We start from the raw sequence: 25,582 nt of genomic DNA on the forward strand, positions 1-25,582 counted from the left end.
CGGTCTTATTCTAAACCAGAATACTAAAATTTTCTATCGTACTGAACTTGTTCATCCTGTTTAGTCTACATGCGTTTCTGCTCAAGATGCCCCAAGATATTTCTCAATTACTTTGAAGAAAATGTAGATTATGCAAGTTGCGTGACTCTTGCTTGTTATATAACTCTATGAATATAAAGAATATAATTTTTTTGGGGTATGCTGTGAGTATGGATGTTCTCATTAGTCGCATACTTGCATAGAGCGGACACGGCTGCTAAATTTTAAACATGACTTCAACGGAGCTGAGGTCTTTAAAAGGACTTTCGTCATATGGAAATGAAATAATCAGGGATGATTTCGGGACAGGATGTCCTGATTGGATGACTGCGAAAAGCCAGGGTAAGATACCCTGGCTTTAATTTTTTTACGCCATTGCATAATTCGTATGTGATAAATAAAATTTATCTGGGTAGTAAGCAAAAACTACCGAGCCACCTTTGATCATGTTAATCACGGGTTTAGCAAGGGTTTGGGCTATAGAAGGACAGCCCCAGCTTCGGCCAGCTCGGCCAGTTTTTTTGATAAAATCAGGTTCTACATACCAGGCGCCATGAATAACCACTCTTCGATTATAGGCATTATCATTTATTCCTCTTTCAAGTCCCTGAAGATTTAATGATAGCCCTTTAGAACCATAATAAGTATCGCGGGTTACATAGGTTCCCAGACTGCTCTCCTTGCTGGACATTGTATTGGAGAAATGTCGGGGTACGTCCATGCCGGAGTTTTTGCCATGTGCTACATAGGTATTATATAAGAGTCTTTCCTTATTCAAATCAAAAATCCACATCCGTTGTTTATTGGATGGTAAAGAATAATCAATTACGGTTAAGAGTGGTTTTTTGACGGCGCCCTTGGCTGATGCTTTCTGATACGCTGCCAGTGCAAGCTTTAATACTTTTTTGTTAAGCTGGGGAGCCTTTTGGCTAAGATGTTGTACTTTTACGCTCAGATTATTGGCCGGTTTGGCTGCGGCAGCAACTTCTGCTGTAATTGGCTGAGTCGGGGTGGAATGGGCAAAAAACAGGGCGGATAAAAGACTAATAACTGTACTCATGATACTCCTTTTTTCTTGTGAAACATTGAAAACAATGCTGTCAAAAGTTGGTAATTATATTTACAAGTGAGGTAAAAGTAAAATAACAAGAAAGATCGTTGTCCATCAGGTAGGAAAATCCATCAATTCAGAAACTTAGGTAAAGAAGGGTAACAAGATGATGATTTAAAAATGCACAACGAGTTCCTTAATTGGTCTGTATTGTGCCTGGTTTTTGTGTTTGGCAGTGCAATATAAGATCTAATTGGCCACAAATAGATCAAAAAAATATCTAATCTGTATATGATCCAAGCTTGAAATTTTCAGAAATTAATCTTGGGCGCATTTCATTTGAATGCATTCTGAATTATTATTGATTGTTAAATTTTATACCAAATTCTGTGGTGGAGAAAGTAATGCTAGTTAAGCATCATATTCAGGGTCCGGAAGGATTGCGCGCTCAAATTAATCAAGCCTATCGAATTGACGAATTATCGATAATCAGTCAGCTCATTGAGGAGGCCGCTCTTTCTGGCCAGCAGTTGGATGGCGCAAGAGAATTTGCCACCAGCCTTGTCAAACAGGTGCGCTATGAACGCAAAAAGAGTACCGGTATTGATTCTTTCCTAACGGAGTATTCTTTATCCAGCGAGGAGGGAATTGCCCTGATGTGTCTTGCGGAAGCTTTGCTTAGGGTTCCTGATAATCCAACAATTAACAGCTTAATCAAGGACAAGTTGACTGCCGCTGACTGGAAAGCGCATCGCGGTCAAAGCCAGTCGTTTTTTGTCAATGCTACGACCTGGGCACTGATGTTAACAGGAAAAGTACTGACACCAGAAAAAGCGGATTCAGTTTTAAGCAAAGCGGTACTCACAGTACTCAATCGAAGCGGTGAAGGTGTCGTGCGCAAGGCAGTAGACAAAGCTATGCGCATTATGAGCAAGCAATTTGTCATGGGACGGAGTATTTCCGAAGCCTTAACCCGGGCAAAGAAAAAAGAAGCAATTGGCTACCGTTATTCTTATGACATGCTAGGGGAAGCGGCTCTCACCAAAGCGGATGCCGAACGCTATTTTCAAGCGTATAAAGATGCGATTAAATCAATCGGAGAGCGGGCTGATCGTCAAGCCAATATTTATCAGCGCGCCGGGATTTCCATTAAATTATCTGCTTTGCACCCCCGCTATCAGGAAACACAAAAAGAACAGGTGATGCAGGAATTACCTGCTCGTCTACTCGAATTGGCTCAAATCGCGAAGCATTACGACATTGGCATGACCATCGATGCAGAAGAGTCAGAGCGTCTGGATTTATCGCTCGATATTATTGAAGCGGTATTTAATGATGACAGTTTAAATGGATGGAAGGGCTTTGGTCTTGCAGTACAGTCTTATCAGAAAAGGGCATCCTTTGTACTGGATTGGCTTGCTGATTTAGCCAGAAAAAAAGGCCGCCGTATCATGGTTCGCTTGATTAAAGGGGCGTACTGGGACAGTGAAATTAAAAAAACACAAATGCAGGGGCTGGAAGAGTACCCAGTATTCACCCGCAAAGTATTTACCGATGTATCGTTTCAGGCCTGCGCTAAAAAACTGCTTACCATGACAGATGTCATCTATCCACAGTTTGCAACCCATAATGCGTATTCTGTGGCCATGGTATTGCAGTTGGTGGGCGAATACCGCGATTTCGAGTTTCAATGCCTCCATGGTATGGGAACGGAACTATATGAGCAAATTGTACCGGCCACCCGATTGGGGATCCCCTGTCGAATTTATGCGCCAGTGGGTAGCCATGAGGATTTGTTACCCTATCTGGTTCGCAGGCTGCTCGAGAATGGGGCGAATTCTTCTTTTGTTAATCGAATTGTTGATGAAAAAGCACCCATTGCGTCCCTGGTTGAAGATCCGGTAGCGAAAGCCCGTTTATTTTTAAGCAAAATCAACCATAATATTCCTTTGCCTTCTGCAATTTTTTTACCCGAACGTCAGAATTCTTCTGGTTTCGATTTCACCGATAGAAGAGCACTGGCGGAGCTTCGTTCCTTCTATGGGAGCCAGGATTTAACGCATTGGCAGGCCAGGCCCTTATTAAATGGCCGAGAAGCAGGGCAGCTGCACCGCAGTGTCACCTCACCGCAACGCACTGATAAACCTATTGGTCAGGTCAGTGAAGCCAGCATTGAAGATATCGATTGGGCTTTAAAACAGTCGGTGAAAGGATTCCCTCAGTGGAACCATCGTCCGGTAAAAGAAAGGGCTGCCCTGGTCGAACGGTATGCAGCGCTGCTTGAAGAGAATCAAGCCCGGTTAATGGCCTTGCTTTGCCTTGAAGCGGGTAAAACCTGGAGTGACAGCCTGGCCGAGGTCAGGGAGGCAGTCGATTTTTGTCGTTATTATGCTGCCCATGCCTTGAAATTGATGGGCGCTCCCCAGTCCTTGCATGGTTACACCGGTGAACTCAATGAATTATCCCTGCATGGGCGTGGAACAGTACTCTGCATTAGTCCCTGGAATTTTCCTTTAGCTATTTTTACAGGCCAGGTAGTCGCAGGGCTTGTGACCGGGAATTGTGTTATTGCCAAACCGGCAGAACAGACTCCTTTAATTGCTGCCATGGCAGTTCAGTTGATGCATGAGGCAGGTATTCCTCAAGGGGTTATCCAATTAATGCCGGGACCAGGAGAGACTATCGGCGCGGGTCTTGTAGCTGATTTGCGAGTGAAAGCAGTTGTATTCACCGGTTCTACACAGACCGCTAATCTGATTAATAAAACCCTGGCCACCCGTGGTGGTGAAATTATTCCCCTGATTGCAGAAACAGGCGGTCAAAACGCGATGATTGTTGACTCCTCAGCCTTACTTGAACAGGTTATTATGGATGTGATGACCTCTTCATTTGGCAGTGCCGGTCAACGCTGCTCTGCTCTGCGGGTAATTTATGTACAAGAAGAAGTGTACCCAAGATTTATCGACCTGTTGAAAGGGGCAATGGCGGAATTAAAAATGGGTGATCCTCAATGGCTAAGCACAGACGTTGGGCCTGTTATCGACAATGAAGCGCTTGGTATGCTTAAGGCGCATGTTGAGCAGATGAAGAAGAACCATGAAATCATTTATCAGTGCCGCTTAAGCGATGATTGTCAAAATGGGTATTTTATGCCGCCAACCGCAATTGCAATTGATTCAATCAATGCTCTGAAAAAAGAAGTATTTGGACCGGTTCTCCATGTTATCCGCTATCCACGGAAAGCCCTGGACAAAGTAATTGATGAAATTAATGGCACTGGCTATGGGTTAACCTTAGGCATTCATAGTCGAATTAATCATACCGTTGATTACATACGCCAACGGGTTCGTGCTGGAAATTGCTATGTCAACCGGAATATGATTGGCGCTGTAGTTGGATTACAGCCTTTTGGTGGTGAAGGATTGTCGGGCACAGGACCAAAAGCAGGGGGGCCGTATTATCTGCTTCGTTTGTGTCACGAGCGAACTTATACAGTGGATACAACAGCGGCAGGTGGTAATGCCAGCCTGATGTCTATTCCAGAGGGTATTTAGCTAAGCGGTTGCCAAGCCCCTACGTACCGCGCTTTATGCGCGGTATCTACAAGGGTTTCTGATGAGTCAAAGCCATTATCCATGCACCATCATTCGTATGGATACCGCGCATAAAGCGCGGTACGTAGGCACCGACGCGGTCTTCAATAAACCTTATCCGACAAATAGCTGTTGCCCAGGTTTTAAAACATTCATATTCAATTTGGGATTTAACCTGGCGAGGTTGGCAACGCTGGTATTATTGCGTTTGGCAATTATGCTTAAACTATCGCCTGCCTTCACAGTATAAATACCGGGATTAATCTTTTCCCTCCAGATAACCAGCTGCTGTCCTTTTACCAGTGCTTTATTCGCATTTAATTGATTCCATTGCTCAATATTGGCTGCCGTAACCTGATACTTCTTTTCAATACTATGAATATCCTCTCCATTTTGGACGATATGTATAACTTTATAGGTCTGGGTCGATGCCGGTTTGTCTATTAAAGGTAAGGGTTTTGCACGATTACTCGCTATAGCCCGGGGGGCATTTTTGGTACTGGGAATGAGAATAAACTGACCATTTTTAAGGCGATCATTATGCAGCTGATTGACTTCGCGAAGTAATTTCACTGTCGTAAAATAACGCTGGGCAATAGAGTCCAGATTGTCCCCTTTTCTGACCAGATGCCTTGTCCAGCTTACCCGTTTATCTTGGGGTACATGAGCCAGATTCCGATTGAATGCGGCTACTTTTGTTGCAGGAATTAATAACTTAAATGGTTTATAGGGCGCAGTTGCCCAGCGATTGTACCCAGGATTTAATTTAATCAAGTCAGTATAAGAGATGCCGGCTAATTTAGCGGCGTGATTCAAGTCAATCTGGCTGCCGATATTCACTTCTTCAAAATAAGGCACATGGGGGATTTCGGGCAAAGAGATTTTGTATCGTTGCGGGTATTTGATAATTTCGGCAAGCGCCAGCAAGCGGGGCACATAAAAACGGGTTTCATTGGGAACTGGTAGCACCCAGAAATTCACGGCGCGGCCAGTTTGGCCACTGTTCTTAATCGCACGGGAAATCGTTCCTTCGCCAGAGTCATAGGCAGCGATTGCAAGAACCCAGTTTCCATTAAAATAGCGCCCGAGGTACTTCAAATAATTAAGGGCTGCATCGGTCGAGGGGGTTATACTGCGTCTTCCATCAAACCACCAGTCCTGTTTTAAGCCTAGATTGTTGCCCGTACCCGGCATTAATTGCCAGAGTCCTGCAGCGCCTGCCCCTGAATAGGCAAATGGATCGTAAGCACTCTCCAGCATGGGGATCAATGCAAGTTCTCCCGGTAGATCGCGTTTTTTGACCTCAGTAACAATGTGATACATATAAGGCTCTGCCCGGGCCAGTTTTTGAAGATAGCTAGGATGATTAATCAGCCACTGTATCTGGTTTTGCACTTCGGGCTGCGTCACTTCGTGATTAAGCTTGAGTTGGCTTCGCAAAACCTCCCACACAGTAGGAACTGAACGGCCAAATCCCCAGCCGAAGCTTAGATTCATTGATAAAAAAAGAAATATTCCACAAAAGTAATTGAATTTAAACTTCAATGTGCGAACCTATTTCTAAATGAAGGGTAGTCAGTTTACTAAAGATCAATTTCTGGATAAACCCTTGAAGATTATTTCCTCAGGAAAAATTATTTTTATCTTCACGCAGCTGTTTAAATACGCTAAAGGGTTCAGTTGAACCACCGCGACTCTCCGCATACTGTCTGACTGAAGGCTCTGTAGTACGTAAAAAAGGATTAATTTTCTTTTCCTTTTCAATGGTTGATGGAAGTGAGCAACGGTAATTCGGGTTTTGGAATTTCTGTATTTCCAATTGAATATTGATATTATCTGGTTCAACCTGGCTGGCAAACCGTAAATTCTGCAATGTATACTCATGACCGCAATAGACTTTGGTATTGTCCGGCAAGTCGGCCAGCCGCTTAAGCGAGGAGAAAAGTGTTTCCAGACTACCGTCAAATACCCGTCCGCAGCCCGCTGAAAATAAGGTATCGCCACAGAATAAGGCCTCGAGTTGCGGTTCAAAATAGCAAATATGGCTGCTCGTATGCCCAGGAATCTCAATCACTTCAAAATAACAACCAAGCCATCTAATGGTATCGTATCCATTTACAAAATGAACCGGGGGTGGAATACGCTGATCACTGGGACCATAAACCCATGCAGAAGGAAAAGCATCTGCTAATTCAGGAACACCGCTTATATGATCGGCATGATGATGCGTCAGTAAAATACCATCCAGCTGCAAACGATGGGCCTTCAAATAATTCAAAACCGGCTCGGCCTGCCCCGGGTCAACACAGATCGCTGACTGCTGCTCTTCATCAACAAGTGTCCAGACATAATTATCGGAGAATGCCGATACTGGAATAATTTTCATAGGCTGCCTCCCTGCAATGAATGATCAATAGCCTGTTTTTACTATTTGATAAAATGATTTCCCTGGATTAACTATAGAGCATAAATAGTCCATACCGGTTTTAATCTGGTCGTCAAGAAGATAAGGGGGGTTAATTATCCATAAACCGCAACCTGTCATTCCCTCACTGAGGGGTATGCTCAGATTAAATTCCACTCGCAGAGTTTGCCGTGCAGGGATGGCGCTTAAGTTGCGAAGCAGCTTTTCATGGAGGCGCCCATCAATAATTGGATACCATAGGCAGAAAACTCCGGTTTCAAATTTCTTATAAGCCTGCCCTATCTTTTCCGGGATATTTTTGTAATCGGTTTTAATTTCAAAAGAAGGATCAATAAAAATTAAGCCGCGGCGTTCAGGAGGAGGGAGCAGGGCGGTTAAACTATGGACTCCATCGCTATGGCTTAAATGAACCCGCTTACCCTGCCGATTCAGGGATTCTAATTGTTCGAATTCCCTAGGATGCAGTTCACAGGCTGTCAGCCTGTCTTGTGAACGCAGATGATCAATTATTAACAAGGGCGACCCGGGATAATAACGAAGCGCTTCAGTATTTAACTTTTGTACGCATTTCAAGTAATCATCCATTACCGCGGGGGCTTTTTTCCTGTGTTTCCAGACTTCTCCGATGCCCTCCCGATATTCACCTGTCTTGTTGGCCTGCTGATCCCGTAAATCATAGTGGCCTCGGCCAGCATGTGTTTCCAGAAAAAACAATGGCTTATCTTTTTGCTGTAGACTGTGGATTAGACGGCTGAGTACAAAATGTTTGACGACATCAGCGAAATTCCCGGCATGATAGCCATGTTGATAACTAAGCATATTAACTGATCAAAAATAGAATTGAGGCAATTATACGTTTTAAACGGGTTCAAGAATACTGTTGGACAGCTCTTTTATTTTTTGCACTATACTCAAATTAACATCAGTCCCTGCCATTGATAAATACGGGGCTGATTCCATCAGCAAAATGTGGGTGTAGGAGGCAGGTATGGGTTTGCGAAATGAGCATGATGACGGTCATTCCTTTAATGATTATGAATATACTCATGAAGACGAAGAACAACTTTCTCATAAAAAACGTATTCGAAAACTGCTTGAAGACCGGCTGGAAAAAAAGCGGCTGCGCGAGGAAATTGATGAGCTGGATGGTGATTTTGATTGGGATGAACTGGATAAGTAATCGAATAGTTTAATAGCCAGTTAGATACCTGGCTGCATTAAGCGTATTTTGCAGTAACATGGCAATAGTCATTGGACCTACTCCGCCTGGAACGGGTGTAATCCAGGCGACCTTTTCCACCGCTTTTTCAAAATCAACATCTCCGCAAATGCGTCCGTTTTCCAAACGATGGATTCCTACATCGACTATTATCTGATGACCTGCCAGCCAATTTATATCGAGAACCCCCATTTTTCCGGTTGCGACTACAATTATCTCCGCATTTCGGACATGTTTTTCCAGATTTCTGGTAAAACGGTGAGCGATAGTGACCGTTGCGGCTGAAAGCAGAAACTCAAGTGCCATGGGTCTGCCTACAATATTGGATGCTCCAATCACAAGAGTATCTTTGCTGCGCAAAGGGATATCATAACTTTTTAATAGTTCAATAATACCCACTGGGGTGCAGGGTCTTAAAAGAGGTGCGCGCTGGGTTAATCTGCCGATGTTATAAGGATGAAAGCCATCCACGTCTTTGAGAGGGGAGATTGCTTCGATGATAACTGACTCATTAATATGCTTCGGAAGAGGTAACTGCACCAGAATGCCGTGCGTGTTTTCATCTTTGTTGAGAAAATCAATCAGCTGCAGCAGTGTATTTTCATCGGTGTGCACTGGTAAATCATAGGCAAAGGAGTTCATGCCCACCTCGGCGCAGGCTTTCCGTTTGGCCGCAACATAGACTTCGGATGCACTGTCATTTCCGACTAGAATAACGGCGAGACCCGGAGTGGTGAGGCCCATGGATTGTCTTTGCTCTATTTCTTCCTTCAAGGACATCTTCACGCGGGATGCCAGACTTTTCCCATCCAATATTTGAGCTGTCATTGATGACCTCCTTTAATTCTGCGGGCTGCCCAAGTTATTCCCCTATCAATAGCTTAGCCGCAGAATCGGAATTTTGATGGGGCGCATTATGAAATAGTGGAAAATGATATGCAAATATTAAATCGTCTACGGGTAGAACTTAGCTTGAATACATCGGTTTAAGATGCTAATTTTGTTCTTTTATCTGAATATTGGCAATTTTCCGTACAGGGAGTGTTGATTGAAACTAAATCGCCTACATGCCGCCATTTTAATGGTTTCAATGCCTTTTTCTGTTTATCCGCTAGGCATGGGCGAGCTCACTGTCAATTCCTATTTAAATCAGCCTTTTAAAGCCGAAATTCCGCTTATCGATGTAGATGGTATTCCTTTAAACGGTATTAAAGCGAATCTCGCATCAGTGGAAGATTTCGAACGAATAGGCCTGGAGAGAAACGAAATCCTTTCGTTTATACAGTTTGAAGTCAAATTAAATGAAAAGGGAAAGCCGGTAATTTCTCTGACTTCATCTGAAAGAATTACAGAACCTTTCCTGCAATTGGTAGTTGATTTGGCATGGGCTGAAGGGCAACTATACCGTTCCTATACTATTCTGCTCGATCCGCCCGGCTATAAACTGGTTACTACTGTACATCGCCACAAAATTGTCCGTACCAACACAATAAAAGGACCGGGCGTTATTGAGAAACCAGTGTATACCCACATAGTGGAATTGCCCGATGCCGCCCATCAGGTTCGACAGGAAGCAAGCTATGGGCCTACGGTCGCCAATGAAAACATTTGGCAAATTGCACAACGATATGTGACCAGCGATTCGAGCCTGCAGCAGGTTATTCTGGCAATAGTCGGAACTAACTCTCAGGCCTTCACGCAGGGCAATTTGAATGGCTTGAAAATAGGTGAGCGGCTCAGAATTCCTTCCAATGAAGAAGTATCAAAAATACCCGCCGATCTGGCTAAAAAAGAAGTGGAAGCGCATGATGATGCCTGGAAATCGGGCAGTGAAATTAAACATGTCTTGTTGCCTCCATATATCGATGCCGTTGCTGGCACCTCCCAGTTTGACGAAACAATCAGGCAGCAGGCTCCTGGTGTTTCCACCGTATTACCGATTCCAGCATTTCAGCAGGATAAAACAACCCCGCCTGGATTGTTTAATTCCATCTTGCCTAAGCCCAATACCGTCGCGCAAGTGCAGCAAAATCTTAACATGAAAGCAGAAATGGACGTTAACTCTGCAGCTATCGATACAGTGCGTTCAGAAAACCTGCTATTGAAGAAACAACTCTCAGCCTTGCAAGGAGATAATAAGCAGTTGCAGCAAAAAATGCAGCAGCAAAATCAGGAGTTTTCGGAGCTAAAGACGCAGATTAATCAGTTCCTCAAGGAAAGGAAGGGCTTAAAAGCCCAGGTTCATGAGTTAAATGACGAGAATAACGGCCTTCCCTGGTGGGCCTATCTGTTGCTAATCATGGGCGGGGCGGGTATGGGTATGCTGATGAGCTTGCTGATTAACAGGAAATACCGGGAAAAGCCGGCGAGTGCCCCTGTGGCCGCCAGCCTGCCGGCAAAGCCCTGGATTGAAAGTCCTTTGCAAACAAAACCTGTTCCAGAGATAGTGGAATCCTCAGCAGAGACAATAGAGCCCAATCCTTCACCAGTAGAGGACAGCAGGGTTCCTGAGCCTGAAAAATCGGATTCAAACAAGTCTGCGATGCCCCTGGAACCCGATTTATTGCAGGTGAGTCCAGATGAAACAGTCAAAAGCTCTCCAATGGAAAGCCCATCTGAATCCGGTGATAGCAATGCTGTGGATGAAAACCCGGACGATGAGGAAAAACTCTCAGAAGCTGATTACACCGTCGAATTCGAGCCGGGTCTGTATAAGAATCTGGTCGAGAAAAAAGAGTCAGAGCCACTGTCTCCTCTCGAAGCTGACAACAATAGTGTCGATTTTGTCCTGGGCGAAACCGTACAAAAAAATGAGGGTTCCCCAGTAGAGTCAAGGACTGCTGAAGTTGAAGTTCAAAAAGAAGAACCCTTATCCAAGGATGAAGAAGATTTTTTTGCCGCAATGGATTTGGACGAAAAAGAGGCTGTCCCGGAACAGGTCCCGATTTCCTCACACCCGACAGAAAGCCCCGACGAAAAGCAGCCTGATGATGATGAAAATGCAGCAGCACTAGTCAAAAGTAAAACAGCACTGGACACACTGCTTGCCCTGGCTAAAACCTATATCAGCATGGATGATTTGCAGGCTGCCAGACAGTCTTTGCAGGAAGTAGCAGAGTATGGAAGCGAGGAGCAAAAAGACCAGGCGAGAAAACTTTTGGATGAGCTGAAAGAAAAAGACTGAGCGGATAACAATAAACGAATCAACAGGCCATAATAAACTTCAGTAGACAAAATAAAAATGGTGTATTACATTGAGCCTTTTGAGCAGGAAATGCCATGCGTATTGCCTTGGGGGTTGAATACGACGGAAGCCAGTATCATGGCTGGCAGGCGCAAACAGGCCTGCACACGATTCAACAAGTTTTAGAAAATGCCATATCCCGGGTTGCGGATACCGACATTTCTGTAGTATGTGCAGGAAGAACTGATACAGGGGTTCATGCCACAAATCAGGTCGTCCATTTTGATTGTGACAAGCAACGAACTATCCGTGCCTGGATTCATGGGGTCAATTCCTTTCTCCCGAAAGATGTCTGCATCAAATGGGGCAAAGAAATGCCGGGGGATTTCCATGCCCGTTATTCAGCGCTTTCGCGAAGGTACCGCTACATCATATATAATTCATCAATAAGACCTGCTTTGCTTAGAGGAAATGTAACCTGGCAGTATCGGCAGCTTGAGCATCATTCAATGCAGGAAGCGGCCCATTTTCTGTTAGGGGAAAACGACTATACCTCCTTCCGCTCGGTAGAATGTCAATCGAATACGCCTATGCGCAATATCCATAGTCTGGAAGTTAGCCGCAATGGAGATTTGATTATGATCGATATTACAGCGAATGCGTTTCTGCATCATATGGTACGTAATATTGCAGGCGTACTGATTGCGGTCGGTACTGGGAAAAAGCCGGTGGAATGGGTGGGTGAAGTATTGCAGGCAAGGGATCGCCGGCTTGGAGCGGAAACAGCACCTCCTTATGGGCTGTATCTGGTCAGTGTAGCTTATCCTAAGGAATATGGAGTAATCCAGGGACCACTTGGTCCGTTGTTTCTATGGAATAAATGATGGTACAGCGTGTTCGAATTAAAATGTGTGGAATGACGCGCCGTGAAGATGTTCTTCATGCGGCGCGCCTGGGTGCAGATGCAATTGGGTTGATTTTCCACCCGGCGAGTCCACGCTGCGTGACGCTTGAACAAGCCGCTGAATTACTAGGCAAGCAGCCTCTTTTTACCAATGTTGTGGCTGTATTGGTTAATCCAGAAGTGCAGCAGGTCAATGAAATTATTCACGCCTTACCCGTAAACTGGCTGCAATTTCATGGCGATGAGACACCTGAATTTTGCCGGCAGTTTGATCTGCCCTATATTAAGGCGGTGCCTGTCAGGTCTTCGAGCTGCATCAATGATGCTATGAGAAAATATGCAGAGGCTTCCGCACTGTTACTCGAAACGCCTTCGCTTGCAGTCAGGGGGGGAAGCGGGCAGGTATTCGACTGGCGTTTGATTCCAGAACAAAGGACACTGCCGATTATCCTTGCCGGCGGCTTAAGCCTCGAAAATATTGCAGAGGCGCTGAAAGTCTGCCAGCCTGATGCGGTGGACATTTGCAGTGGCCTGGAGAGTTCTCCGGGCATTAAAGATCATGACAAAATGAATCGTTTTGTCGAACTGGTAGGAGGAATAAATGAGCAGTAGTGATCTACCGGACCGCTTCGGTCATTTTGGTCCTTATGGCGGCATGTTTGTTGCAGATACATTGATGTTTGCTCTCGAGGAATTAAAGAAAGCCTATGAGTTTTATAAAAATGACGCTGAATTCCTGGCAGAACTGGATCTTGAGCTAAAGGATTATGTGGGAAGGCCCAGTCCTTTATACTATGCTGAGCGCCTGAGCAAGCAAATAGGCGGGGCAAAAATTTATTTAAAGCGAGAAGATTTAAACCATACTGGCGCCCACAAGGTCAATAACACAATCGGCCAGGGTTTATTAGCAAAGCGCATGGGGAAAACCCGTATCATTGCTGAAACCGGCGCAGGGCAGCATGGGGTCGCTTCTGCTACTGTTGCTGCCAAACTGGGAATGGAATGTGTTGTCTACATGGGATCGGAGGATATCAAGCGCCAGTCGAGCAATGTTTACCGCATGAAGCTGCTGGGAGCGACTGTAGTACCCGTCCATTCAGGGTCAAAAACCCTGAAAGATGCACTCAATGAAGCCATGCGCGATTGGGTCAGTAATGTTGATAACACCTTTTACATCATTGGAACGGTAGCCGGCCCTCACCCCTATCCGCAAATGGTCAGAGATTTTCAGGCAGTTATCGGGCGAGAGTCCCGTCAGCAAAGCCTTGAGAAAACGGGTCGGTTACCAGATGCTGTTGTTGCCTGTGTTGGGGGCGGTTCTAACGCAATTGGCCTTTTTTATCCTTTTCTGAATGATAATACGGTTAAAATTATTGGTGTAGAGGCCGCGGGTAAAGGCATTGAAACCGGAGAACATGCGGCCTCTCTGATTGCAGGTAAACCAGGCGTATTGCATGGAAATCGCACCTATCTGCTTTGCGATGAATATGGTCAGATAAAGGATACTCATTCGATCTCGGCAGGTCTGGATTATCCCGGGGTAGGGCCCGAACATGCCTGGTTACGGGATAGCGGACGGGCCGAATATGTGGGCATAGAGGATGATGAAGCGCTTCATGCTTTCCGAACTCTGACAAGGGTGGAAGGCATCATTCCAGCCCTGGAGTCCAGTCATGCCGTGGCTTATGCGATGAAACTCGCTGCTGAAATGAACAGTTCCCAGCATATTATTGTCAATTTGTCAGGCCGTGGCGATAAAGACATGCATACAGTGGCAGCAATTGATGGGATGACCGTTTAACCAAGTATAGAGTGACTGAATGAATCGTATAGATAAAACGCTGTCTGCATTAAAAGCAGCTAATAAAAAAATGCTTAGCCCCTATATAACCGCTGGCGACCCTACGCCCAGGCACACTGTCGATCTAATGCATGCTTTAGTGGATGCAGGGGCTGACGTGCTTGAGATAGGTATCCCTTTTTCTGATCCCATGGCAGAAGGGCCAGTAATCCAGGCGGCTATGGAAAGGGCATTGAACCATCAGGTGAATTGTGAACAAGTTTTAGACATGGTAAGCGAGTTTCGCCGCAAGGATAGCCAAACACCCATAGTCATTATGGGCTATGTTAACCCTGTGGAAATTTATGGCTATGAACGCTTTGCAATAAAAGCGCAGCAAGCTGGTGTTGATGGAACCATCCTGGTCGATTTACCGCCGGAAGAGAGCAAAACGGTGAGTGCCATCTGGAAAGCTCACGGTTTATACAGCATTTACTTATGCTCCCCGACTACCTCTGACGAGCGGATGAAATTAATAAATGAGTATGGGCAAGGCTATCTTTATTACGTATCCTTGAAGGGTGTCACGGGATCTGATGCGTTGGATATGAAGGCAGTCAAAGACAATTACCAATACCGAAAGACGCAGACTAACTTGCCCTTGATGGTTGGATTTGGAATTAAAACACCGCAAATGGCAGCCAGTGTATCTGAATTTTCAGAGGGCGTCATTGTAGGAGCCGCATTAATTAATACAATGATTGAAGCCTACAATCATAAACAGGACATTAACCTGGCGGCAAAAACTTTAATCAATTCGATGCGAAATGCGATAGATGGGAAAAATGATGAATGATATTAACGAGAAAAGAGCTCATTTTATTAGACAACTAGTGACTGATGATCTGGAAACAGGGAAATATAAGGAAATCATCACCCGCTTCCCCCCTGAACCCAATGGTTATCTACATGTAGGACATGCTAAATCAATCTGCCTGAATTTTGGTTTAGCAGAGGAATTTTCCGGCAAATGCTATTTCCGTTTTGATGATACTAACCCCATCAAGGAAGAAGATGAGTACGTTCAAGCTATGATTGAAGATGTAAAATGGCTGGGTTTTAACTGGTATGAGATGACGCATTCCTCGGATTATTATCATCAATTGTATGATTATGCGGTTCTGCTGATTAAAGAAGGCAAGGCCTATGTCGATAGTCTTAGTATGGAAGAAATCAGGGCTTATAGAGGCAGCTTGCAAGAGCCTGGAAAAGACAGTCCCTACCGCAGCCGCAGCATTGAAGAAAATCTCGATTTATTCGAACGTATGAAGAATGGTGAGTTCCCTGATGGTACGCATGTACTAAGAGCAAAAATTGATATGCAATCCGGTAATATCAATATGAGGGATCCGGTGCTGTACCGCATTCGCCATGCCAGCCATCAACGTACCGGTGATGAATGGTGTATTTATCCAATGTATGATTACGCGCATCCGATTTCTGATGCGCTTGAAAAAATCACTCACTCCCTGTGTACATTGGAGTTTCAGGACCACCGGCCCCTGTATGATTGGTTTATTGATAATTTGCCAGTTCCAGCCAAACCCATTCAAACCGAGTTTGCCCGCTTGAATCTGTCACATACCGTGACCAGTAAGCGTAAATTAAGGGAATTGGTTGAACAAGGTCGGGTAAACGGTTGGGATGATCCGCGTTTGCCAACCATTCGTGGCATGCGAAAAAGAGGTTATCCGCCAGCGGCCATCCGTGAATTTTGTGAGCAGATTGGAATCTCTCGCAGTGATTCTGTGATTGACATGTCCATTCTGGAGGCTTGCGTTCGTGACGAGTTAAATCGCCATGCTAAACGGGCTTTATGTGTACTTGATCCGCTTAAACTGGTCATTGAAAACTACCCGGAAGATCAGGTCGAAGAGTTGAATGCATCCTATCATCCCCAGGATCCGGAAGCCGGAAGCCGCAGCCTGCCATTTGCCCGTGAGATCTATATTGAGCGAAGTGACTTTATGGAAAATCCCCCTAAAGATTATTTTCGTTTGTCAGTGGGAGCGGAAGTTCGATTAAGACATGCCTATGTCATCCGCTGTACAGATGTAATACGCAATGAGCAGGGTGAAATTATTGAGCTGCGCTGCAGTTATGATCCCGATACCTTGGGTAAAAACCCGGTTGGAAGAAAAGTAAAGGGAGTGATACATTGGGTGTCAGTCAGGCACGCGCATCCGGTCACTGTTTACCAGTACGATCGCTTGTTCAACGATGCCAATCCGGGTCGGGAAGACGATTTCATGCAGTTTTTAAATCATGATTCCCTATTGGTTCAAAATGCGTTTTGCGAACCATCGCTGGCAAAAGCGAAGGCAGATGACGTCTTCCAGTTTGAACGTCTGGGATACTACTGTGTCAATGAGAGCGAGGCAGGGCAGGTGAAAGCCTTCCATCGCATTGTAGGGTTAAAAGATACCTGGGCAAAAATCAGTTAAGAGAGCAGGCATGTTAAGTTTATATAATTCGCTGACAAGGCAGAAGGAAATATTTCAAGCGTTAACGCCAGGGAAAATAGGCCTCTATGCCTGTGGTATAACGGTATATGATCGCTGCCATCTCGGACATGCCCGTTCGATGGTCGGTTTTGACGTCATTGTACGTTTTCTTCGCAGCCAGGGTTATCAGGTAACCTTTGTGCGCAATATCACTGATATTGACGATAAAATAATTGTTCGAGCACAAGAGCGGGGAATCCCTATTGACGAATTGACTAGTCATTATATCCAGGCCATGCACGATGATGAGCGTGCATTAAACATTTTGCCGCCAGATGTGGAGCCGAGGGCAACTGCCCATATCCAATCGATTATTCAGTTAATTGCGAAACTGATAGCAAAAGGATACGCTTATATCAGCGATAATGGCGATGTTTGCTTTGAGGTTCGTAACTTCAAGGATTATGGAAAGCTGTCGCATAAAGATCTTGAAGGTTTAGTAGCCGGCGCAAGAGTTGAAGTGGTCAAGGAAAAGCGTTCCCCGCTTGATTTCGTGTTATGGAAATCAGCTAAACCGGGTGAACCCAGTTGGCCTTCCCCCTGGGGTGAAGGGCGTCCTGGTTGGCATATTGAGTGTTCAGCCATGGCGATGCATGAGTTAGGTCAGCAGTTTGATATTCATGGCGGTGGACTGGATCTGCAATTCCCCCACCATGAGAATGAAATTGCGCAGAGTGAGGCCGCTACTGGTAAACCATTTGCCAACTATTGGATCCATGTAGGGATGCTGCAAGTTAATAATGAGAAAATGGCAAAATCACTGGGAAATTTTTATACCATTGAAGATGTGCTGAAAGCGCATCATCCGGAAGTAATCCGCTATTTTCTGCTGAGCAGCCATTACCGCAGCCCGCTGAATTACTCAGAAGAAAATTTGTCCAATGCAGCCAAGGCCTTAACCCGATTGTATCAATCTCTAAAAGGTGTACCTGTTTCAGGGAATGAAGAAATGGATACTGATTGGTCAAATCAATTTATTCAGGCCATGAACGACGATTTCAATACGCCTGTCGCTCTTTCTGTGTTGTTTCAATTGAGCCATGAGCTGAATAAAACCCGAGATCCGAGACAGGCTGCAACCTTAAGAAACTTAGCAGAAATTTTGGGTCTGCTGCAGACAGAACCGGAGCAGTTTTTACAGGCCGAGCCTGCTGGAATGGAGAAAGCGGTCATTGAGCAACTCATTTCCGAACGGGCACAGGCTAAAGCTGAAAAGAACTGGAAACGTGCTGATGAAATTCGCGATCAACTGGCGCAAAGCGGGGTTGAGTTAGCAGATAGTGCCACAGGAACCAGCTGGCGTCGCAAAAACTAGCCTTCCTATCTTTCGCTGGGCTTTATAGCCCAGCCTGCAATTGCTGAACAAATCACTTGGCAATTGCTTCATTTAAATCTATTATAAATTTTCTCCTTTATGTGATTTTTTTCTTCTATCTTTGCTTTTTTCTATTAATTAGTATCTTAATCTAAAAAAAGGATTTTATTTTGAGCAAGACAAAGATCGTTAAACTCATATTGAATGATAAGAAATCAAATCGGCATATCTTTAAAAAAATAGATCGCTGGTTTTCCAGAAAACCTGGCCTGATGAATATTCGATTCAACAGCAATTCAGGCGTGACTGGCTTGTCACTTTTTGAATATCTGCTCGAAAATAACAGAGAATCAGTCGTCCTCATGCTAATCGATGCCGAGAAACTGTGGCTAACTTTGTTGCATAAAGACAGTGAGATGCAAAACCTGATTCACTATTTGGTTAAAAAAGAGCAAGATAATTCAAGATTGTTATCTACAATCCTCAGGCATTGTCCCGGCCTGCTGAATGAGCCAACAAAAAATGGTGATACAGCACTTCATCTGGCGGTTAGGGCAGGTCACGTTTGGGCTATTAAAGTGCTCGCAATGCATGAAAAAATCAGCTTGCTCCAAAAAAATAATGATGGGAAGACAGTTTTTGATCTTGCAGCAGGTAATCGAGTCCTTCTGAGTGCTCTGGTCAGTAAAGAACTGAATCATGCGGGTTCACAAAGCCTTGGCGCCTGTAATTTATCTTTTCCATCAACCAGGGCTGAGATAAAAAGGGACTTTTCAAAATTTTGCTCCCCGGCCCTTAAAAGCAACGTACTTCCGGTTGCACTGGAAAATAGCGACATGTGGACCTGGCAGGAATTGCTAAAATTAAAAAAAAGAAATTCTCCTCAATTTGAGGACCAATATGGTTCTCTTGATGAGCCATCCTGTAATTTCCTCGATTTGATAAAGTATTATACAAAAAGTTCATCCGCAGAATATCTAAAATATCTTTCACAGTTTATTCATAGAGTGAAACAAACATCATTATCCCAAAGTCAGCTTGGCTCTGTTATCTTGCATAATGAGGGTAGTGAAGAAGTATTATTGGGCCTTTTATATGTGCTTCAACCCATTGTGGAAGAGGAATCCAGGCGCCTGTACGAGAGACATTTCCAGTTAATACAAGATTCCCTGCAGCAAATTATAATTGATGGATTTCTGCAAAAACACACGAAAGGAGAGATGCCTGTTTTTCCAGGGCTTGATGCCGATGGGCTTGAGTTACTTAAGGGGTTATGGGTTATAACCGAAATGGAAGACCTCATTTCAGAAAATGGACATTTTCTAATTGAGAAATTAAACCAGCGAATCCTGGGTTTACAGCAGGAATATACATTTGAAGAAATTCTTGCCGGGTTGCGCCTTTTGTACCCCAAATTGAATGGCAGGCAGAAAATGCTCTCCCAATATATTAATTGGCAGCTAATTTATTATAATGCTTCCATTGGAAATCTCCCTCAAAATCCATCCTTCCAACAGGAGCTTGATTCATTTACACAATGCAGTCTCCAGTTTTCTGAAGGGATGGGGATTGTCCTGAATAAAACCTCTAATGAAGTGGCTAATCTTCATAACTCTCCTCTATTCAGAAATTATCGGCAGCTGGTAGCCTGGTTGAACCATCCTGAAATACCGAAAAAAAGAATATCGTTTGACAAGTTAGTGGATAGCGCTTTAAAAAAGAAACCAGCCGAACGCGGGGCTGAGGTCGAATTGGTTGCCCATGAGCTGCGTACGCTTACGCGTGAATTTTATCGCCGCGTTTCACCACAAGAGTTTAGTCATTGCAACTGGACCAAGAAAGAAGCCTCATCAAAGTCGAGTACAATCGTTCAATATACTGATTATTTTAACAAGTTGAATGATTATTTCATTCAAAAAATTCTAACTCAAAAATCCAGGGACGTAAGCAATGCCCTGCAACTGCTTTTACAAATTGCCCAATCCCTATGTAATTTTGAGGGTGAGCAGGAAGCAGATTTGCACCATTTGATGTTAATGGCCAGTATATTGAATTCTCATCGGATTATGCGTCTCAAGCAGGAATATATGTCTCCTGCAGATCAGGAAATTTGCGATGAACTTGATGAGCTGGTTTCGGGAGCAGGTAATTTCAATCGTTTGCGACAGGTCACGAATGCCTTTGACAGCTCACTGCCTTTTTTCCCAGGCATCTTGACAGATATTACAATGGGAATAGAGGGAAATCCGGAACTTGTGCCTAAGGCGGAGCAATTAGGTGCCGTTCTTATTAAAGTGTTTCAAAAAAAATACAAAAATCAGTTTAAGTTACATAACTTTCGCACAGATATTACGGCACTGTTGGGGGATTATCAGCTTTCAAATGAAGAAGAATTATCCCATGAATCGTATATGTTATACCCTAAAAACGAAGTGCTTGATTTAAGCGTGATTAATTTTGAAACAATTACACCAATACTTGAAAGATTGAATGAAAAGTTTCTGGCGGAGGGTCTGTTGCCCAAAATCAAACTCGGTAAAAACTTCTACTTTCCGGAACAATGTTTAAAAAAAATATTATCTGCTTTTCAGAAATGGGTAAAATCTATTCCCTCATTATCTGAAGAGCAATACCAACTACTACAAAAAACGGTTTTTGCTTTAAAAGAGAGTATTTCAAGAGCATTAGAAATATATAACAATTCCTATGTAAAAAAGATGGAATATCCTCAGCTTGCCGACAACCAATATGATAATTACTTTCAAACATTTTCCCTGCATATGGAGCGTATAAAAGGATCCGCATTGAATAAAGGCGCATTGGACAGCCCAAGAGCTGCGCTAAATAAATTAAAAACGCAATTATTATTTTTTGGTTCTTCAAGATCAATGCCGGGTGAAGAAAGCCCAAGACGGCCTCAATCGCTCAAACAGGCAGAGAGTGGTTCCGCCTTGCAGAAAGAGGCGCGATGTAAAAGTACGCCGCCCGTTTTGGATGGGATCTCGGTCGGCGAAATGACAGCAAGTTTAACACCCATTGAAGAAACGATTTTTATGTCTGTGATAGGAAAACCACCCTTATAGTGCATAGGTATCACATCTATACAGTCGACTCCCCGCGGCAGCCGCGGGGAGTCAACTTAGTTAGGGCGTCTACTTGATGCGACTTGTTCGCAGTACCCAAGGTTATACTCGCTGAGCAATCCAGGGTTGATGCTTAATGCTGACTCGTTACTCTTAGTATTTCTGCAATTGAGGTATCGCCAGCGAGGACACGTTTGAATCCATCCTGACGTATGGTGGGAATTGCAGGCCTTAGATATTTCTCAATCACTTGCAGACTGTCATTTCGGTGAATCATGCCGCGCAAAGTTTCATCCATGGGTATCAGTTCATAGATCCCGCTTCGTCCGCGATAACCCAGGAAATTACATTCTTCACAGCCTTTGGGTTCAGATACTTTTGAGATATCCGTGCCAGGATTGAGATTCATCAGTTCTATCTCGTCAGGCCTTAAAGAATGAGGGGCCTTACAATAGGCGCATAGCCTCCTGACTAGGCGTTGGGCAATTAAACCGACAAGGCTGGATGATAGCAGAAAGGATTCAACCCCCATGTCATTCAGACGGGTTAATGCGCCAAGGGCGCTGTTAGTATGCAAGGTCGAAAGCACCAAGTGTCCGGTTAGACTGGCTTGAACCGCAATGTCGGCCGTTTCCAGGTCGCGGATTTCCCCAATCATTACCACATCAGGATCCTGGCGCAGAATAGCGCGTAAACCCTTGGCAAAAGTCATCTGCACCTTGGTATTGACCTGAGTTTGGCCGATACCGGGTAAATCATACTCAATGGGATCTTCAATGGTAAGAATATTGCGGCTCACTTCATTTAATTCGGTGAGCATGGCATAGAGGCTAGTCGTTTTACCTGAACCTGTAGGACCGGTTACTAGAATAATGCCATGCGGCTGCGAAATCATGTCGCGCATGATCTTCAAAATATAATCAGGCATTCCCAATAAGCTCAGATCCAGCTGGGCTGCCTGCTTATCGAGAATACGGAGCACAATGCGTTCGCCATGATTGGATGGCAGGGTAGAAACACGCACGTCAATATTGTGTCCGCCTATACGCAATGCAATACGGCCATCCTGGGGAATACGCTTTTCAGCAATATCAAGTTTGGCCATTACCTTGACCCTCGATATCACCAGTGGGGCAATTGCACGTTGAATTTCAAGGACTTCGTGCAGCACACCATCAATCCGGTTACGCACCAATACGCGGCTTTCATAGGTTTCGATGTGTATATCAGATGCCTTATGCTTAATAGCCTGTGTAAATAAGGCATTGATTAAGCGAATCACAGGCGCATCATCCTGATTATCTAATAAGTCTTCACTGGTTGGCAGTTGGTCTGCCAAAAGCGATAAGTCCATATCGTCTTCCATACCTTCGGCGGCATCGAGTACTGAGGACCGCGATTCATAGTGATGAGCCAGATGCTGCTGAAACTCCACTTCAGAAACTTCTTTCAGCTCAAGACGGCACTGGAGGGAACGCTGCAATTCAGCCAGGGCAGTAAAAGATGGTTGGGGGAGATGATAAACCAGGGCAACCCCATCTTCACGCGGTGAGGATGCAATCATGCCATTATTTTTAGCGAATCCATAAGGGATCTGCCTGGGTTTATCCTGAGTTTCCATCGTTATTTAGTCGTCATTGGAGTAATCACTACCTGTTTTATTGCACGGTTGAATGGTTTAGGCAATTCAGCCCCGCTCAATGCAGGTAAAACAATCTCATCATCACTTTGGTGGAAGCTTTCCTGCTGGCGTAAGGAATCAAGCTGATACTGTCTCAAATCATTATATTTACCGCCAGTTACCGAGAATGAATCTCTTGGATTTCTTAAAATTATAGGACGAATAAAGACCATTAACACGCGTTTTTCACGATTACGTATATTATGCTGGAAAAGTCTGCCTAGGCCGGGTATGTCACCAATGATGGGCAGCTTGTTGTCGTCGTTTGCCAGACTATCTTGGGTAAGCCCTCCCAATACAACAATATCGCCGCTTTCCACATGAACAGAGGTCACAATACTACTGATTTTAAAGGTTGGATTATCAGTATTTAGTGTTGTAGATGGATCCAGAGTGTCATTCCCTTGATCGATCTGCAATTGAATTCCCTGACCTCGCGTTATCTGTGGGCGCACATATAAATGCAAGGCTACATTGACTCGATCAAAGGTCACATAGGGGCTGGCTGTGGTGGTGCCCCCAGCATTGTTGGGATAGGTTGTTGAGGCGACTGATACCTGTTTCCCGACCAGAATTTTCGCTTGTCTGTTATCAAGGACAACAACAGAAGGGGTAGACAAAATATTTGCTTTTCTTTCCCTAGCTAATGCATAGATCTGTGCCTGAAAATCATCAATACTGGTTTTGCTATTGATAATGGCAAAACCGGGACTAAAGCTGGCAGGGTTGCCTGTTTGACGGTCCGAACCCCATTCAATCCCCAGGCTATTAATATCGCTTTCATCAACTTCGGCAACCAGCGCTTCAATTAGCAGCTGGGCTGGTTTGATATCCAGTTGGGTAATGACTGATTTTAGAATGCGGATAAGGCTGGCGGGTGCATTAACAATAATGGAGTTAGTGTTAGGCTCAGCAATAATCTGAACAGTGGGTTTGGTCGTACCCTCATTTTGAGTCGTACTGCCTGAAGTGTTGGGCGTTGCAGCAGCATTCCCCGATTGCCCACCCTGGCCTAAAGAATTATTTCCGCTACTGCTATTTGTAAGATTGTTAGTGGAACTATTATTTGAAACAAGATTGGATGCCGGATTAGTGCTATCAAGTTCAGGACGGGTAATGGTGCCTATCGTTGTTCCCACATTACCGCTGAAATTAGCCTGGGCTATACCTGCCAGAATAGGAACCAAATCCTCGGCACGCAGATAATTCAAATAAATCACCTGGGTATTGCTATTGCTCCCATTGGGATGCTGTCTGTCCAATTGGGAAATTAAAAGGCGAAGACGAATCCGCTCCGTTTTATTGCCGCTGATTAAAATGGCATTGCTTCGATCATCAGCTGCGAGCATGGTTTGTGAATGAGCTGTGGAGCCAGGCTGTGTTTTCATCAGGTCTTTTAATGTGGCAACGACATCCATGGCCAGGGCATAATGCAGGGGCACCATATCAATACCATTCGTAGACGAACTGTCGACCTGTTTGATAATTGCCGCCAATTTCCTGATGTTGCTGGCGCGGCCTGAAAGAATCAGCATATTTGACGGGGCGTAGGCGGAAACACTGCTCCATTGCGGCATAAGCGGACGCAATACCGGGACAAGCTGTTCGGAGGGTACATATTTTACCGGAATCACTTCCACCAGCATATCATCCCCGCGGGGAGGGTTTCTTAAATCATATTCGTAGTCTGATGAGACTGTTTTCGCATCAATATTAGGAATAATTTTAATTACATCGCCAGAGGGAATGGCCGCATAGCCTGAAATCTGCAGCATGGAGAGGAACACCTGATAAAGTTCCTTATCGGACATCGGCGTACTCGATACAATCGATATTTTGCCCTGTACTCGTGGGTCAATAATGAAGTTTTTTCCAGTCACCCGTGATACCTCAGCAATAACTGCCCTGATATCAGCACCGCGTAAATTCCATAATTTCTTTGTCGAGTTGACTGCGCCTTGTGTCGAAGTAGAAGAAGTTTGAGCGGTACTGGAGGACGAGGAGTCCTTGCCTAATAATTTTTGAAGTTCCTGGGCCTGTTCCAGGTTTTTAAGAGGGCCCATTTTGACTACATATAGCTTTCGATCTTTCTGATAATCAATAGTTAGCGGCTGTTTAAAAAGGGCAGACAATTTAAGCTTAAGCTGTAATGCGCTGCTTTCTTTAGGAAAGGCGCCAGCCTCAAGCACATAGGCTTTTTCTCCATCGATAGTTATTGTTTTAAGTCCAACGTCTGCGGCAAAAGCAGTGAATGTTAGAAACAATAAAGAAATAAGTAACGCACCTGTTCGCATTCAACAACCATTAAATCCATGTTGCCCCACATCATAGCGAAAAAAGAAGTGAGACAATAGAGTTTTTATTAATTATGCGTAAATACCTTTTAAAACAGGCGCTTTGAGAGTATTCCAATGCTTTTGCTTTGTTATAATAAAAAAGAATAATAGCGTTGATTATTGCGTATCAATTTAATGAGGTGTAGGAAGATGTGGTGGCTATGGGTGGACTCGAACCACCGACCTCAGCATTATGAGTGCCGCGCTCTAACCGGCTGAGCTACATAGCCACAGAGGTCGCCATTTTGTCGCGGATTGGCTTCCCTGTCAAGATATAAAATAAATTTTTTAGGAATTCACTTTTGGTGGTGCTTCTTAAGAACAAGCTTTGTTGTCTAACATAGGTTTTCCGATCCGAAGCTCCGCCACGGAGCTATCCGAATCCCCGCGGCTTCGACCGCGGGGTCC

The 25,582-nt window shown here is 44.5% G+C and carries 17 protein-coding genes and 1 tRNA gene; 10 read left to right on the top strand and 8 right to left on the bottom strand.

From position 1 onward, the window contains the following. Positions 1-406 precede the first annotated feature (406 nt). Positions 407-1,099, bottom strand: coding sequence for a murein L,D-transpeptidase catalytic domain family protein (locus DYH42_RS05710; RefSeq protein ID WP_058524519.1), 693 nt, complete (start codon positions 1,097-1,099; stop codon positions 407-409). Between the two features lie 395 nt (positions 1,100-1,494). Here DYH42_RS05710 and putA point away from each other — a divergent pair, with 395 nt between their 5' ends. Further along, positions 1,495-4,644 carry a bifunctional proline dehydrogenase/L-glutamate gamma-semialdehyde dehydrogenase PutA gene (gene putA, locus DYH42_RS05715; RefSeq protein ID WP_058524518.1) on the top strand — a complete coding sequence of 1,050 codons (3,150 nt, stop codon included), beginning with the start codon at positions 1,495-1,497 and terminating at the stop codon, positions 4,642-4,644. Positions 4,645-4,797: 153 nt separating this feature from the next. Here putA and DYH42_RS05720 read toward each other — a convergent pair whose 3' ends face one another. The 3 genes from DYH42_RS05720 to DYH42_RS05730 form a co-directional block, all read right to left on the bottom strand. Beyond that, positions 4,798-6,180: a lytic transglycosylase gene (locus DYH42_RS05720; RefSeq protein ID WP_115316971.1), complete on the bottom strand. Its 1,383-nt coding sequence runs from the start codon at positions 6,178-6,180 to the stop codon at positions 4,798-4,800. Between the two features lie 127 nt (positions 6,181-6,307). Next, the gene (gene gloB, locus DYH42_RS05725; RefSeq protein WP_058524516.1) at positions 6,308-7,069 is read right to left on the bottom strand and encodes a hydroxyacylglutathione hydrolase; all 762 of its coding nucleotides are present in this window, start codon (positions 7,067-7,069) and stop codon (positions 6,308-6,310) included. Between the two features lie 24 nt (positions 7,070-7,093). Beyond that, complete coding sequence (locus tag DYH42_RS05730; protein ID WP_058524515.1) at positions 7,094-7,927, bottom strand: 23S rRNA (adenine(2030)-N(6))-methyltransferase RlmJ; 834 nt, start codon at positions 7,925-7,927, stop codon at positions 7,094-7,096. A 169-nt stretch (positions 7,928-8,096) separates the two neighbouring features. On the opposite strand from DYH42_RS05730, the gene DYH42_RS05735 reads away from it, so the two are divergent. Then, positions 8,097-8,288: a PA3496 family putative envelope integrity protein gene (locus tag DYH42_RS05735; RefSeq protein WP_058524514.1), complete on the top strand. Its 192-nt coding sequence runs from the start codon at positions 8,097-8,099 to the stop codon at positions 8,286-8,288. 9 nt (positions 8,289-8,297) lie between these two features. On the opposite strand, the gene folD is transcribed toward DYH42_RS05735, so the two are convergent. Next, the gene (gene folD / locus DYH42_RS05740) at positions 8,298-9,155 is read right to left on the bottom strand and encodes a bifunctional methylenetetrahydrofolate dehydrogenase/methenyltetrahydrofolate cyclohydrolase FolD (RefSeq protein ID WP_058524513.1); all 858 of its coding nucleotides are present in this window, start codon (positions 9,153-9,155) and stop codon (positions 8,298-8,300) included. 220 nt (positions 9,156-9,375) lie between these two features. On the opposite strand from folD, the gene DYH42_RS05745 reads away from it, so the two are divergent. The 8 genes from DYH42_RS05745 (at position 9,376) to DYH42_RS05780 (ending at position 21,157) form a co-directional block, all read left to right on the top strand. After that, positions 9,376-11,511 (top strand): motility hub landmark protein FimV, encoded by a 2,136-nt coding sequence (locus tag DYH42_RS05745; RefSeq protein WP_058524512.1) that lies wholly within the window; start codon positions 9,376-9,378, stop codon positions 11,509-11,511. A gap of 95 nt (positions 11,512-11,606) precedes the next feature. After that, positions 11,607-12,395: a tRNA pseudouridine(38-40) synthase TruA gene (gene truA, locus DYH42_RS05750; protein ID WP_058524511.1), complete on the top strand. Its 789-nt coding sequence runs from the start codon at positions 11,607-11,609 to the stop codon at positions 12,393-12,395. Beyond that, entirely contained in the window at positions 12,392-13,027 is a 636-nt protein-coding gene (locus DYH42_RS05755) for a phosphoribosylanthranilate isomerase (RefSeq protein WP_058524510.1), read from the top strand. The genes truA and DYH42_RS05755 overlap by 4 nt, the downstream gene beginning before the upstream one ends. Next, on the top strand, positions 13,017-14,216 hold the full coding sequence (gene trpB, locus DYH42_RS05760) for a tryptophan synthase subunit beta (protein ID WP_058524509.1): 1,200 nt from the start codon (positions 13,017-13,019) through the stop codon (positions 14,214-14,216). Before DYH42_RS05755 ends, trpB begins: the two co-directional genes overlap by 11 nt. A gap of 19 nt (positions 14,217-14,235) precedes the next feature. Continuing rightward, positions 14,236-15,051 (top strand): tryptophan synthase subunit alpha, encoded by an 816-nt coding sequence (gene trpA / locus DYH42_RS05765; protein WP_058524508.1) that lies wholly within the window; start codon positions 14,236-14,238, stop codon positions 15,049-15,051. Continuing rightward, positions 15,044-16,699 carry a glutamine--tRNA ligase/YqeY domain fusion protein gene (locus DYH42_RS05770; protein WP_058524507.1) on the top strand — a complete coding sequence of 552 codons (1,656 nt, stop codon included), beginning with the start codon at positions 15,044-15,046 and terminating at the stop codon, positions 16,697-16,699. Before trpA ends, DYH42_RS05770 begins: the two co-directional genes overlap by 8 nt. A gap of 10 nt (positions 16,700-16,709) precedes the next feature. Next, complete coding sequence (gene cysS, locus DYH42_RS05775; protein WP_058524506.1) at positions 16,710-18,074, top strand: cysteine--tRNA ligase; 1,365 nt, start codon at positions 16,710-16,712, stop codon at positions 18,072-18,074. A gap of 170 nt (positions 18,075-18,244) precedes the next feature. Then, positions 18,245-21,157, top strand: a complete 2,913-nt coding sequence (locus DYH42_RS05780) for a RasGEF domain-containing protein (protein ID WP_058524505.1) — start codon at positions 18,245-18,247, stop codon at positions 21,155-21,157. Between the two features lie 133 nt (positions 21,158-21,290). Here the strand turns inward: DYH42_RS05780 and lspE are convergent, their stop codons facing one another. The 3 genes from lspE to DYH42_RS05795 all read right to left on the bottom strand — a co-directional run bounded on the left by lspE (position 21,291) and on the right by DYH42_RS05795 (position 25,404). After that, the gene (gene lspE, locus DYH42_RS05785) at positions 21,291-22,778 is read right to left on the bottom strand and encodes a GspE family T2SS ATPase variant LspE (RefSeq protein WP_058524504.1); all 1,488 of its coding nucleotides are present in this window, start codon (positions 22,776-22,778) and stop codon (positions 21,291-21,293) included. Positions 22,779-22,780: 2 nt separating this feature from the next. After that, complete coding sequence (gene lspD / locus DYH42_RS05790) at positions 22,781-25,132, bottom strand: GspD family T2SS secretin variant LspD (RefSeq protein WP_058524503.1); 2,352 nt, start codon at positions 25,130-25,132, stop codon at positions 22,781-22,783. Between the two features lie 195 nt (positions 25,133-25,327). Then, a tRNA-Met gene (locus tag DYH42_RS05795) sits at positions 25,328-25,404 on the bottom strand. Positions 25,405-25,582 lie beyond the last annotated feature (178 nt).

Origin of the sequence: Legionella birminghamensis, from assembly GCF_900452515.1 — a bacterium.
GTDB lineage: Bacteria > Pseudomonadota > Gammaproteobacteria > Legionellales > Legionellaceae > Legionella_C > Legionella_C birminghamensis.

What these genes read in the sequence shown, in the direction of transcription:
- DYH42_RS05710 (WP_058524519.1), bottom strand. Translation starts at nt 1,099, where the DNA reads ATGAGTACAGTTATTAGTCTTTTATCCGCCCTGTTTTTTGCCCATTCC.
- putA (WP_058524518.1), top strand. Translation starts at nt 1,495, where the DNA reads ATGCTAGTTAAGCATCATATTCAGGGTCCGGAAGGATTGCGCGCTCAA.
- DYH42_RS05720 (WP_115316971.1), bottom strand. Translation starts at nt 6,180, where the DNA reads ATGAATCTAAGCTTCGGCTGGGGATTTGGCCGTTCAGTTCCTACTGTG.
- gloB (WP_058524516.1), bottom strand. Translation starts at nt 7,069, where the DNA reads ATGAAAATTATTCCAGTATCGGCATTCTCCGATAATTATGTCTGGACA.
- DYH42_RS05730 (WP_058524515.1), bottom strand. Translation starts at nt 7,927, where the DNA reads ATGCTTAGTTATCAACATGGCTATCATGCCGGGAATTTCGCTGATGTC.
- DYH42_RS05735 (WP_058524514.1), top strand. Translation starts at nt 8,097, where the DNA reads ATGGGTTTGCGAAATGAGCATGATGACGGTCATTCCTTTAATGATTAT.
- folD (WP_058524513.1), bottom strand. Translation starts at nt 9,155, where the DNA reads ATGACAGCTCAAATATTGGATGGGAAAAGTCTGGCATCCCGCGTGAAG.
- truA (WP_058524511.1), top strand. Translation starts at nt 11,607, where the DNA reads ATGCGTATTGCCTTGGGGGTTGAATACGACGGAAGCCAGTATCATGGC.
- DYH42_RS05755 (WP_058524510.1), top strand. Translation starts at nt 12,392, where the DNA reads ATGATGGTACAGCGTGTTCGAATTAAAATGTGTGGAATGACGCGCCGT.
- trpB (WP_058524509.1), top strand. Translation starts at nt 13,017, where the DNA reads ATGAGCAGTAGTGATCTACCGGACCGCTTCGGTCATTTTGGTCCTTAT.
- trpA (WP_058524508.1), top strand. Translation starts at nt 14,236, where the DNA reads ATGAATCGTATAGATAAAACGCTGTCTGCATTAAAAGCAGCTAATAAA.
- DYH42_RS05770 (WP_058524507.1), top strand. Translation starts at nt 15,044, where the DNA reads ATGAATGATATTAACGAGAAAAGAGCTCATTTTATTAGACAACTAGTG.
- cysS (WP_058524506.1), top strand. Translation starts at nt 16,710, where the DNA reads ATGTTAAGTTTATATAATTCGCTGACAAGGCAGAAGGAAATATTTCAA.
- lspE (WP_058524504.1), bottom strand. Translation starts at nt 22,778, where the DNA reads ATGGAAACTCAGGATAAACCCAGGCAGATCCCTTATGGATTCGCTAAA.
- lspD (WP_058524503.1), bottom strand. Translation starts at nt 25,132, where the DNA reads ATGCGAACAGGTGCGTTACTTATTTCTTTATTGTTTCTAACATTCACT.